This is a genomic window from Pseudomonas sp. 05N434 (assembly GCF_056396965.1).
Genome location: NZ_JBFTMK010000138.1, coordinates 1 through 12,063 on the forward strand (window position 1 = coordinate 1; position 12,063 = coordinate 12,063).

General features: G+C 59.6%; 10 protein-coding genes and 1 pseudogene. 5 read left to right on the forward strand and 6 right to left on the reverse strand.

Features of this window, described 5'->3' with window-relative positions:
- Position 1: 1 nt before the first annotated feature.
- Positions 2-754 (forward strand): malonate transporter subunit MadM, encoded by a 753-nt coding sequence (gene madM / locus AC1DLB_RS11410; RefSeq protein WP_477785020.1) that lies wholly within the window; start codon positions 2-4, stop codon positions 752-754.
- Between the two features lie 149 nt (positions 755-903).
- Here the strand turns inward: madM and AC1DLB_RS11415 are convergent, their stop codons facing one another.
- Complete coding sequence (locus tag AC1DLB_RS11415; RefSeq protein WP_019580637.1) at positions 904-1,818, reverse strand: LysR family transcriptional regulator; 915 nt, start codon at positions 1,816-1,818, stop codon at positions 904-906.
- Positions 1,819-1,976: 158 nt separating this feature from the next.
- Here AC1DLB_RS11415 and trhA point away from each other — a divergent pair, with 158 nt between their 5' ends.
- Positions 1,977-2,594 carry a PAQR family membrane homeostasis protein TrhA gene (gene trhA, locus AC1DLB_RS11420; RefSeq protein ID WP_477785021.1) on the forward strand — a complete coding sequence of 206 codons (618 nt, stop codon included), beginning with the start codon at positions 1,977-1,979 and terminating at the stop codon, positions 2,592-2,594.
- A gap of 66 nt (positions 2,595-2,660) precedes the next feature.
- Here the strand turns inward: trhA and AC1DLB_RS11425 are convergent.
- A pseudogene (locus AC1DLB_RS11425) lies at positions 2,661-3,140 on the reverse strand (16S rRNA (uracil(1498)-N(3))-methyltransferase); the annotation flags it as partial.
- 178 nt (positions 3,141-3,318) lie between these two features.
- Positions 3,319-4,725 carry an adenosylmethionine--8-amino-7-oxononanoate transaminase gene (locus AC1DLB_RS11430; protein ID WP_018928732.1) on the reverse strand — a complete coding sequence of 469 codons (1,407 nt, stop codon included), beginning with the start codon at positions 4,723-4,725 and terminating at the stop codon, positions 3,319-3,321.
- Between the two features lie 222 nt (positions 4,726-4,947).
- On the opposite strand from AC1DLB_RS11430, the gene AC1DLB_RS11435 reads away from it, so the two are divergent.
- Positions 4,948-6,816 carry a flavin monoamine oxidase family protein gene (locus AC1DLB_RS11435; RefSeq protein ID WP_477743629.1) on the forward strand — a complete coding sequence of 623 codons (1,869 nt, stop codon included), beginning with the start codon at positions 4,948-4,950 and terminating at the stop codon, positions 6,814-6,816.
- Between the two features lie 86 nt (positions 6,817-6,902).
- On the opposite strand, the gene AC1DLB_RS11440 is transcribed toward AC1DLB_RS11435, so the two are convergent.
- Positions 6,903-7,751, reverse strand: coding sequence for a YncE family protein (locus AC1DLB_RS11440; RefSeq protein ID WP_477743630.1), 849 nt, complete (start codon positions 7,749-7,751; stop codon positions 6,903-6,905).
- A gap of 363 nt (positions 7,752-8,114) precedes the next feature.
- Between AC1DLB_RS11440 and AC1DLB_RS11445 the strand changes: the two genes are divergently transcribed.
- Complete coding sequence (locus tag AC1DLB_RS11445) at positions 8,115-8,666, forward strand: cytochrome b (RefSeq protein WP_018928735.1); 552 nt, start codon at positions 8,115-8,117, stop codon at positions 8,664-8,666.
- Between the two features lie 32 nt (positions 8,667-8,698).
- Positions 8,699-9,292 (forward strand): YceI family protein, encoded by a 594-nt coding sequence (locus AC1DLB_RS11450; protein ID WP_018928736.1) that lies wholly within the window; start codon positions 8,699-8,701, stop codon positions 9,290-9,292.
- Positions 9,293-9,453: 161 nt separating this feature from the next.
- On the opposite strand, the gene AC1DLB_RS11455 is transcribed toward AC1DLB_RS11450, so the two are convergent.
- Together AC1DLB_RS11455 and AC1DLB_RS11460 are read right to left on the reverse strand one after the other, a co-directional pair.
- Positions 9,454-11,310, reverse strand: a complete 1,857-nt coding sequence (locus AC1DLB_RS11455; RefSeq protein ID WP_018928737.1) for an RNA helicase RhlE2 — start codon at positions 11,308-11,310, stop codon at positions 9,454-9,456.
- A 222-nt stretch (positions 11,311-11,532) separates the two neighbouring features.
- A partial coding sequence (locus tag AC1DLB_RS11460) for a substrate-binding periplasmic protein (protein WP_477785022.1) occupies positions 11,533-12,063 on the reverse strand: 531 nt, incomplete at its 5' end.

Below are 12,063 nucleotides of genomic sequence, written 5' to 3' on the forward strand. Positions count from 1 at the left end.
CATTGAGAAAGGCCTGGTAAATAACAGTCTGGTCACGGCATTCGCGTTTGTTGGCGTAATCATGTGGGTGTCGGTGATTCTGTCCAAGCGCCTGACTTTCGGGCGGATTCATGGCTCGGCGATTGCCATCGTCATCGGCCTGGTGCTGGCCTGGGTTGGCGGCACCATGACCGGCGGGCAAAAAGGCCTGGCGGATTTGTCACTGTTTTCTGGCATCGGTTTGATGGGCGGCGCCATGCTGCGTGACTTCGCCATCGTTGCCACGGCGTTCGAGGTGCAGGCCACCGAAGCGAAAAAGGCCGGGATGATTGGCGTCATCGCGCTGCTGCTGGGCACGATTCTGCCGTTCATTGTCGGGGCGAGCATTGCCTGGGTGTTCGGTTATCGCGATGCGATCAGCATGACCACCATTGGCGCGGGTGCGGTGACGTACATCGTCGGGCCGGTGACGGGTGCTGCGATTGGGGCCTCATCCGATGTGATGGCGCTGTCGATTGCCACCGGGTTGATCAAGGCGATTCTGGTGATGGTCGGCACGCCGGTGGCGGCGCGCTGGATGGGCCTGGATAACCCGCGCTCGGCGATGGTATTTGGCGGCTTGGCCGGGACTGTCAGYGGTGTGACCGCCGGGTTGGCGGCGACGGATCGGCGGCTGGTGCCGTATGGCGCGCTGACGGCGACGTTCCATACCGGGCTTGGATGCTTGCTTGGGCCTTCGTTGCTGTACTTCGTTGTTCGCGGGATCGTTGGTTAACGAATGACTGCTTCTTGTGGCGAGGGAGCTTGCTCCCGCTGGGCTGCGCAGTAGCCCCAACTTCTACCACCGAGGTGTATCAGGTAAATCCGGTGGCCTGGTTTTGCGGGCGCTCCGCACCCGAGCGGGAGCAAGCTCCCTCGCCACATTCAAGCCTGGCGATTGGCATACATCCGGCACTCCGCCAACAGCGCCAGCAAATTCGGATCACGCTCCTTGGCCTTGAGAAATACCACGCCAATGTGCTGCTGCAACCGGTACTTTTCCTGCAATGGAATCAGCTTCACCCGGTTCTCATACACCGCCGCAATCCGCCCCGGCAGCAACGCATAACCCACCCCCGAGCTGACCATGCTCAGCAGGGTGAAGATGTCGTTGACCTGCATCGCCACCTTCGGCTCGAACCCCGCCTGCTTGAACACCCGAATACCGTCCTGGTGCGTGGCAAAGCCTTGGGTCAAGGTGATGAACGTTTCGTCGCGCACCTCGGCCAGGTCGACTTCGCTCCGCTGGGCAAAGGGCGAGTCCGCCGGGGTGGCGAGGAAGATGTCATCGGAAAACAGCGGGATCTGTTCGCAGTCTGGGTCGTTGACGCTGTCGTCCAGTGACACCAGGATCGCGTCGACTTCCATGTTCTTGAGCTTGTACAGCAGGTCGATGTTCGAGCCCAGGATCAGGTCGATATTGAGTTCGCTACGGCGGATTTTCAGGCCCATGATCAGCTGCGGCACAGTCTTCACCGTCAGCGAATACAGCGAGCCGAGCTTGAAGCGTTCGGCGGAGAACCCGGCGGCTTCGCGGGTCAGACGCACGGTTTCGAGCACGTCCTGAATCAGCTTCTGCGCCCGCTCTTCCAGCACATAAGCGCTTTCCAACGGGGTCAGGTTGCGCCCTTCGTGCTTGAATAGCGGGCAACGCAAGGCGCTTTCCAGGGAGTGGATGGCGCGGTGCACGCTGACGTTGCTGGTCTGCAACTCGACGGCGGCGCGGGCCAGGTTGCCGGTGCGCATGAAGGCCAGGAACACTTCGAGTTTTTTCAGGGTCAACTCTTCATCGATCAACATGGGCCAGACTCTTATTCGAATGTCTCGATTGTGCCCAATTGGCTAACGTTTGGCTCGATGGCTTTCGTAGGGGGGCATTGTGTTCTGAAACATTGCGCTTTTAACCTTGAGGCCTGAGCCTTGCGCGCGGCGGTAATGAACGTAGAGGTGAGCAACACATGTATCACGGGGAAAGATTGAACGCCTGGACGCATTTGGTTGGGGCGGTGGCGGCATTGGTCGGGGGCGTGTGGCTGCTGGTGATCGCCAGTATGGATGGCAGTCCGTGGAAGATCGTCAGTGTGGCGATTTACGCGTTTACCTTGCTGGTGCTCTACAGCGCCTCGACCGTGTACCACAGCGTGCGTGGGCGCAAGAAAGCGATCATGCRGAAGGTCGATCACTTTTCGATCTACTTGCTGATCGCCGGCAGTTACACGCCGTTCTGCCTGGTGACCCTGCGCGGGCCATGGGGCTGGACCTTGTTCGGGATTGTCTGGGGGCTGGCGCTGATCGGTATCCTGCAAGAGATCAAACCGCGCTCGGAAGCACGGATTCTGTCGGTCGTGATTTACGCGGTGATGGGCTGGATCGTGCTGGTGGCGGTCAAGCCGTTACTGGCGGCACTGGGCCCTGTCGGCTTTACCTTGCTGGCGTCGGGCGGGGTGTTGTACACCGTGGGGATTATCTTTTTTGCCCTCGACCATCGTCTGCGCCACGCCCATGGGATCTGGCATCTGTTCGTGATAGCCGGGAGTTTGCTGCACTTTGTGGCGATTTGGTTCTACGTCTTGTGACTGCTTTTGTGGCGAGGGGGCTTGCCCCCTCGCCACAAGTCACTTGGCTACAAACGACGCGGTCTGCTTCAACCAGTCAGCCAACAGCAATGGCGGATGAATCACCGGCACCCTTGAACGCCCACACTGCTCGCAGGCGCTGATCGCCACCTGACGCCAGTGCATCAGGCGTTTGTCGGCGCGTTCGTCCTTGAGGCGGACTTCGCAGCGGTCGGTGAAAATCGGCGTGATTTCGGTGACGCCCAGTTCGGTGGCTTTTTGAATCGCCCAGTCCATCCGCTCGCCACGGGACAAACCCTGGCCGAGATGGACCGCCAGCGACGACTCGACCTGACCGGTAAAGCTTTCATCGATTTGCACCACCACGCGCTTCTTGCCGACTTCCACCAGCGTGCCGCGAAACTCATGGCCCGAGCCGTCGAACAGTTGCACCGCATCACCCTCGGCCATGCGCAGCACACGGCCGATGTAATGCGCCTGGGCTTCGGGCAACTCGTGTTCGCCGGTGCTCAAAGGGGCGTCGATAAAGAAGCGGGACAGTCTCATCTTGGGTCTCTACGGTAAGTTCGGATCGAGTTGCTTTTGTGGCGAGGGAGCTTGCTCCCGTTCGAGCGCGAAGCGGTCGCAAGGTTTACCTGACACTCCTCAGTGTCAGGTTTTTGGGGCTGCTACGCAGCCCAGCGGGAGCAAGCTCCCTCGCCACAGGGTTACTACTCAGTGGCAGCTAGCCCGGATCGCGATAGCCCGGATGAAAGTCCTTCGGTACCGCCACGCTGACGCTGTCACGGGTGGCGATGTCGATGCCTTCGCTGGCCACTTCGGCCAGAAAATCGATCTGCTCCGGGGTAATCACGTAAGGCGGCAGGAAATACACCACGCTGCCCAACGGCCTCAGTAAAGCACCTCGTTGCAGTGCATGCTGGAACACGGTCAAACCGCGACGTTCCTGCCACGGGTAAGCGGTCTTGCTGGCCTTGTCCTTGACCATCTCGATCGCCAGCACCATGCCGGTCTGGCGCACTTCAGAGACGTTCGGGTGATCGGCCAGGTGCGCGGTGGAGGAGGCCATGCGCTGGGCCAGGGCCTTGTTGTTCTCGATGACGTTGTCTTCTTCGAAGATATCCAGCGTCGCCAATGCCGCCGCGCAGGCCAGTGGATTGCCGGTATAGCTGTGGGAATGCAGGAAGGCGCGCAGGGTCGGGTAGTCGTCGTAGAACGCGCTGTAGACCTCATCGGTGGTCAGGCAGGCCGCCAACGGCAGGTAACCGCCAGTCAGGGCCTTGGACAGGCAGAGGAAGTCCGGGCGGATACCAGCCTGTTCGCAGGCGAACATTGTGCCGGTACGACCGAAGCCGACGGCGATTTCATCGTGGATCAGGTGCACGCCATAACGATCACAGGCGTCGCGCAGCAGCTTGAGGTACACCGGGTGATACATGCGCATGCCGCCGGCGCCCTGAATCAGCGGCTCCAGAATCACGGCGGCCACGGTATCGTGGTTGTCGGCCAGGGTCTGCTCCATGGCGGCGAACATGTTGCGTGAGTGTTCTTCCCAGCTCATGCCCTCGGGGCGCAGGTAGCAATCGGGGCTCGGCACCTTGATGGTGTCCATCAGCAGGGCTTTGTAGGTTTCGGTAAACAGCGGCACGTCGCCCACTGCCATCGCCGCCATTGTCTCGCCGTGGTAGCCGTTGGTGAGGGTGACGAAGCGTTTCTTGTTCGGCTGGCCGCGGTTGAGCCAGTAGTGAAAGCTCATTTTCAGCGCGACTTCGATGCACGATGAACCGTTATCGGCGTAGAAACACCGGGTCAGGCCTTCGGGCGTCATCTTCACCAGACGCTCGGACAGCTCGATCACCGGCTGATGGCTGAAACCGGCGAGGATCACGTGTTCCAGCTGATCGACCTGATCCTTGATGCGCTGGTTGATCCGCGGGTTGGCGTGGCCGAACACATTGACCCACCAGGAGCTGACGGCGTCGAGGTAGCGTTTGCCTTCGAAGTCTTCCAGCCACACGCCTTCACCGCGCTTGATCGGGATCAGCGGCAGCTGTTCGTGGTCTTTCATCTGGGTGCAGGGATGCCATAACACGGCGAGATCGCGTTCCATCCACTGTTTATTCAGGCCCATTTTCTGTCTCCTCGAGGCTACCCGTGACGTAGGCGGGTAAACAATCGCGCAAGCCTATGCAATGCGCGTCACGGGGACAACCCATTGTGTCGATTGAGCTACTTTGTATAGGACGATAGACGTCGCTGGCGGCGTTTTGATGGCTGACGTATTCTTCGCGGCTCTTTGAGTCGTCTGACTCGTAAAACCGCTATTTTCTCGTGTATTTCCGGAGTTCTCTGAATGTCTGCTGGTTGGCTGCGCGCCTGTGCGCTGGTGATGTTAGGACTGTTCAGCGTTTCGGCGCTGGCCAAGGATAAAACAGCGATCGTGGTCGGCGGCGGGCTTTCGGGCCTCACCGCGGCGTACGAACTGCAGAGCAAAGGCTGGCAGGTCACCCTGCTGGAAGCCAAACCGACCCTGGGCGGTCGTTCCGGCATGGCCACCAGCGAGTGGATCGGCAACGACAAGACCCAACCGGTTTTGAACAAGTACATCTCGACGTTCAAGCTGAGCACCACGCCAGCCCCCGAGTTCGTGCGGACCCCGGGTTACCTGATCGACGGTGAATACTTCAGCGCCGCCGATCTGGCGACCAAACAGCCGGCCACCAGCGACGCGCTGAAACGCTACGAAAAAACCCTGGATGACCTGGCGCGCTCGATCGAAGACCCGCAAAACCCGGCCGCCAACAGCACGCTGTTCGCCCTGGACCAGATCAACGTGGCCAACTGGCTCGATCGCCTGAATCTGCCAGCCACTGCGCGTCAGTTGGTGAATCAGGAGATTCGTACCCGTTACGACGAACCTTCGCGCCTGTCGCTGCTGTATTTTGCCCAACAAAGCCGCGTCTACCGTGGCATTGCTGACCGTGATCTGCGCGCCTCGCGCCTGCCCGGCGGCAGTCCGGTGTTGGCCCAGGCCTTCGTCAAGCAACTGAAAACCATCAAGACCAGTTCCCCGGTTTCGTCCATTACCCAGGACAAGGATGGCGTGAGTGTCAAGGTCGGCAGCGTTGGCTATCAGGCGGACTACGTCGTGCTGGCCGTGCCGTTGCGCGCACTGAGCAAGATCCAGATGACTCCGGCGCTGGACGCCCAGCACATGGGCGCCATCAAGGGCACCAACTACGGCTGGCGTGACCAGATCATGCTGAAGTTCAAGACGCCAGTGTGGGAAAGCAAGGCGCGCATGTCTGGCGAGATCTACAGCAACGCCGGTCTGGGCATGTTGTGGATCGAGCCGGCCTTGAAGGGCGGCGCCAACGTGGTGATCAACATTTCCGGCGACAACGCGCGGGTGATGCAGGCCTTTGGCGACAAGCAAATGGCCGATCAGGTGCTGATTCGTCTGCACGCCTTTTATCCACAGGCACGCGGTTCGTTCACCGGTTATGAAATCCGCCGCTACAGCACCGACCCATCAATGGGCGGCGCTTACCTGGCCTTCGGTCCGGGGCAGATCAGCAAATACTGGCGCCTGTGGGAGCGTCCGCTGCAACGTGTAGCCTTTGCCGGCGAACACACTGACACCTTGTACCCAGGCACCCTGGAAGGCGCCTTGCGCACCGGTCAGCGTGCAGCCAGTCAGCTGGAAGACCTGGCAGCGGGCAAATCGTTTGAACCGGCGAAAGTTGTGCCGGCAGCGACCGCTGCGGCGGCAGGCGCGGTAGTGGCGAAGAAAGGCAATTTCTTCAGCAACATGTTCGGTGGTTCGTCCGATAAAGCGGCCGACAAGGCAGAACCTGCGAAGGTTGAAGCGAAAGCTGAAGAGACCAAGCCTGGCTTCTTCTCGCGGATGTTTGGTGGTGGCTCCGACAAGGCTCCGGCCAAGGCGCCAGAACCCGTGGCCCCCGTTGCTCCGGCACCCGCGCCAGTTGCTGCGCCGGCTCCGGCACCTGCACCGGTTGAGGCACCGAAGCCAGTGGTGCCGGCGCAAGCCGAGCCGGTGAAGAAAGCACCGGCCAAAGCGCCAGTGAAAAAGCCTGCTGCCAAAACCGGGGCCAAAAAGGCTCCGGCCAAGGCAACGGCGAAAAAGGCTGAGCCAGTGAAGAAACCAGTGGCGAGTACCGCTGCGAAGGCACCGGTGGCGACTGAAACCAAGACACAGTAAGTCTTGGGATCAAAAAAAGCGCGGCAGAGATGCCGCGCTTTTTTTATGTCTTTGCACCCTCGTAGAGGCCGGCTGATTCTTTGGTACTAAGGTAGATCGACGATATGGACTTCGTCGCCTTGGTAGTCGCTGATATAGGCGCAGTTATGATGATCAAGAACCATATGATGCGGGTCGATAGCCCCAGGGATGGGAAACCTGCGAACAATCTTATGGGTGGCGGTATTCACTTCCACGACCTCTTTTTCGGTGTGATCAACGGCGTAAGCGTTCTTTTTGCTAAACACTATTTCCCCTTCGCAAGCCACAAAATCGAAATGCCGGGTGGTCAGTGACCGGGTGTCCAACACGGTCAGTCTTCGAGCGTCCAGACCCACGATATACACTTTTCTACCGTCGGGACTGACAGTAACGGCTGACGGATATTTTTCGGTTTTGATGATGTTGATGACTTCGAACGTCTTGCTGCTGATGACCGTGAGCGCGTCCTGAAAAGGGCGACCAGGGGAATCGGTACTGGAAATATAGAGACGCGAATCGTCCTGGCTGATGTCCACACTTATGGACGGTGAAGGTAACCCTCGGACTCTGCTCACCACATAAGTGCGAGCGTCAATTATCGCCAGCCACTCTTTATCCTGCCGTACGGTGACGTAAACATGCCTCCCGTCCCGGCTCGCGACGACTCCCCAAGGGTGTCTACCCACCGTGATGTTACCCACCGCGTATGTTTCGGTATCAATAACCGAAACCGAACTTGAACCGTAGTTGGTCACGTAAGCTCTTTTCCCCTCATGGCCAAGGGCAATGCTTCGGGGATACTGCTCTACGGCGATGGTACGGATTACCTTTTTGATTCGGGTGTCGATGACGGACACATTGTCCGACATGTAATTGCAAACAAATACGCGTGATCCATCGTTGCTGATGGCCATCCCTCGCGGTCCTTCCCCTACGGGTATCGAATTGGATTGATTGCGTGTTATCACGGGGGATGAACTCGAATTGTGACTCATGGTAGAACTCCTGTTCAGACGCTTGGACTGACGTCCAAGTTCAAGTTCATCAATGACCAGCAATGAAAGCCACTGTTAAATGTGACAGTTCTGACGAGTGGTATCGGCTCATAAATGAATATAAGGAGGGTGCGTGAAGGTTTTTTCCTTCGGTTAACACTCTCTTAACCTCCCGGCCCCAAGGTCTTGATCGTATTTCTCGATATTTCAGAGCGAAATTTTCCGCTTTAAATCGATAGATAACTCGATAGTCTTGGGCGCAGTTCTTACAGGATTTGGGCAATGCAGCTACGTAACTCTTCTTCCCGCTACGGTTGGGTCAGCATCTTTATGCACTGGGGTGTGGCGTTGGCCGTCTTCGGCCTGTTTGCGTTGGGGTTGTGGATGGTCGGTCTCGAYTACTACAGCACCTGGCGTAAAGACGCGCCGGATCTGCACAAGAGCATTGGTCTGGTGTTATTTGCCGTGATGTTGCTGCGGGTAGTGTGGCGCTTCATCAGCCCACCGCCGCCGCTCTTGCCAAGCTATAGCCGCATGACCCGCCTTGGCGCCAAGTTCGGCCATTCGTTCCTTTATCTCAGTCTGTTCGCTGTGATGATCGCCGGTTACCTGATTTCCACCGCAGACGGTGTCGGGATTCCGGTGTTTGGCCTGTTTGAAATTCCTGCACTGGTTTCCGGACTACCGGACCAGGCAGACACCGCGGGTGTGATTCATTTGTACCTGGCCTGGCTGCTGGTAATTTTTTCCGGTTTCCATGCGTTGGCTGCATTGAAGCACCACTTTATCGATCGTGATGCGACCCTGACGCGAATGCTGGGGCGCAAAGCCTGATGTTCTACCTCGACTCCAAAGGAATAGAAAGCATGTTGAAAAAGACGCTCGCCGCTCTGGCAATCGGTTCTGCTCTGCTGTCGGCTAACGTGATGGCGGCCGACTATGTGGTCGACAAAGAAGGCCAGCACGCCTTTGTTGACTTCAAGATCAGCCACTTGGGCTACAGCTACATCATCGGTACCTTCAAGGATATCGACGGCAAGTTCAGCTTCGACGCTGCCAAGCCTGAAGACAGCAAGATAGAGTTCAATGTGCGCACCGCCAGCGTGTTCACCAACCACGCCGAACGCGACAAGCACATCGCCAGCGGTGACTTCCTGAACGTGGGCAAATTCGCCGACGCCAAGTTCGTCTCCACCAGTGTCAAACCTACCGGTAAAAACGCCGCGGGCAAAGACACTGCCGACGTGACCGGCAACCTGACCCTGCTGGGCGTGACCAAGCCAATCGTAGTCAAAGCCACGTTCCTGGGTGAAGGCAAGGATCCATGGGGCGGCTACCGTGCCGGCTTCGAAGGCACCACCAGCATCAAGCGTTCCGATTTCGGCAAGCAGAAAGACCTGGGCCCAGCGTCCGACGCAGTCGATCTGTACGTGACGTTTGAAGGTGTCAAAGCGAAGTAATGCTGAGATGTAGGAGCTGCCGCAGGCTGCGATCTTTTCAGGATCACCGCTGAAGATCAAAAGATCGCAGGCTTCGCCAGCTCCTGCAAAAGCAGTTTGCAGTACCCAAAAAAATGCCCCGAATCTCGCGATCCGGGGCATTTTTCATGGTTTTGAAAAACTCAGCGGTTGCGGGTCAGCAATGCTGGTTTTTCGCCGCGCGGACGGCCTGGCAGTTGATCCAGTTGCTCAGGGGTCGGGAAGCGATCGCTTTTCGACTCCTTGTGAATGATCTTCGGTGCCGGGCTCCGCGGGTTCTGCACGGCCGGTTCCGAACGAGACTGGTCGTCACGGGCCGGACGGCGGTTGCGTGACTCTTCGCGACGGGCCTGGCCGTCACGTGGAGCGCCGTTGCGCGGGCCACTGCGCTTGGCCGGTGGGGTGCCGGTGGTTGCGCCGCTGCTGTTGCGCGGACCGTTCTGGCGACCTTGTGGCTGACCGGCGCGCGGAGCGCCAGCGCCTTGTGCCGGTGCGCCCGGACGGCGGCCACGGCCCTGAGCCGGTTTGGCTTGAGGCACGTAGTCGACGCGGTTACCGAAGTTATCGATATCGTCGTCCAGGAACTCGTCCGGAGCACGGTCGGCGGCGGCGCGAGGGGCCGGGCGCTGTTGCTCGCGGGCCGGAGTGCCTTCGCGTGGCTTGTGTTCACGGGCCGGGCGCTCGCCACGGCCAGCGGCAGGCTTTTCCTTGCCACCCTTGTCCTTGCCTTTGTCTTTACGACCGCCACCACCACCGCTGCCGTTCGGGCCGTCGCCGCGTGGGCCACGTGGGGCGCGCGGGTTACGCACATCCGGACGCTCGCGGACTTCCGGTTTCTCGGCTTCCACAGCGCTGGAGTCGAAGCCCATCAGGTCGCCGTCGGCGATTTTCTGCTTGGTCATGCGCTCGATGCTTTTCAGCAGTTTTTCTTCGTCCGGAGCGACCAGCGAGATCGCCTCGCCCGAACGACCGGCACGGCCGGTACGACCGATACGGTGCACGTAATCTTCGTCGACGTTTGGCAGTTCGAAGTTGACCACATGGGGCAACTGGTCGATGTCGAGGCCACGAGCAGCGATGTCGGTGGCGACCAGGATGCGCACTTCACCGGCCTTGAAGTCGGCCAGGGCCTTGGTGCGGGCGTTCTGGCTCTTGTTGCCGTGGATCGCGACGGCGGTGAGGCCGTGTTTGTCCAGGTACTCGGCCAGGCGGTTGGCGCCGTGCTTGGTGCGAGTGAATACCAGCACCTGTTCCCAGGCGCCGGCAGTAATCAGGTGTGCCAGCAACGAACGCTTGTGGCTGGCGGCCAGACGGAATACGCGTTGTTCGATCCGCTCGACCGTGGTGTTCGGTGGCGTGACTTCGATGCGTTCCGGGTTGTGCAGCAGCTTGCCGGCGAGGTCGGTGATGTCTTTGGAGAACGTCGCCGAGAACAACAGGTTCTGCCGTTTGGCCGGGAGGCGGGCGAGGACCTTTTTCACGTCATGGACAAAGCCCATGTCGAGCATGCGGTCGGCTTCGTCCAGCACGAGGATTTCCACGTGGGACAAATCGACACTGCCTTGGCCGGCGAGGTCGAGCAGGCGACCTGGGCAGGCCACCAGCACGTCGACACCACGGGACATGGCTTGAACCTGCGGGTTCATGCCGACGCCACCGAAGATGCAGGCGCTGACGAACTTCAGGTCACGGGCATAGACCTTGAAGCTCTCGTGCACCTGAGCCGCGAGTTCGCGGGTTGGGGTCAGGACCAGTACGCGTGGTTGGCGCGGGCCGTGACGCTGGGATTTGTCCGGGTGACCGTTGGGAAACAACCGCTCCAGAATCGGAAGGGCGAAGCCACCGGTTTTACCAGTACCTGTCTGAGCCGCAACCATCAGGTCGCGACCTTGCAACACGGCGGGAATGGCCCGCTGTTGCACCGGAGTAGGCTCGGTATAGCCCGCTGCCTCGATGGCGCGGACTAAAGCCTCGGAGAGACCGAGGGAAGCAAAGGACATGAGTAATCCTGTTTTAGTTAGGGCTTGGCCCAATGGGAGTCTTGCCTGGCGCGAATGGCGTTTAAGAGGACGCAATCCCGTCCGGTCCTGCTGGGCCTCGAAGGCTCGTCTGGAGCGCTCGCGCGGGCTGAAAAGCTGCGCTGTAGCGGGATCGAGATGCCTTGAACAAGTCCGAGCGTCCGGGCGTGAGCCTGGCGGGAAGGCCGGAGTATAACAGAGCAATCACTGTGCGCCGCTTTCCTGCTGCTCAACGGTTTTTCCGCCGGTTGCGGTGGCGCTGGCGGCCCGGGCTTCGGCAGCCGGACCGGCACCATAGCGGGCGCTCAGTTCGGCGTAGGCCGGTTCGCGCTTGAAGCGCTTGAGCTCGGCGCCGAAACGCTGCACCAGCAAATCCATCCCGGCATTGCGGCGCACCGCCAGGTACTGGCTCTGCTGGCTGATGACGGTCGGGTTCTCGGTGATCTTGTCGCGGATGTCCAGTTGATCGAGCAAGTGCTGGCCGCCCCGGCGATCGGTGATCAACAGGTCGATCCGCCCTCGCACCAGTTTGCCGAAGTTGGCTTCATGGGTAGGCGCCGGTTCCCGGGTAAACAACGTCGATTCGCTGAAGTCCTTGCTGTACAGGTAGCCCGGCGAGGTGCCGATGGTCAGGCCTTTCAGGTCGTCCAGGGTGCGAAACGGGAACGGCCGTTCATTGGCGTAGAACATCACGAATTCGACTTGCGAGAGCGGTTCGCTGGGGTAGAGCAGGGC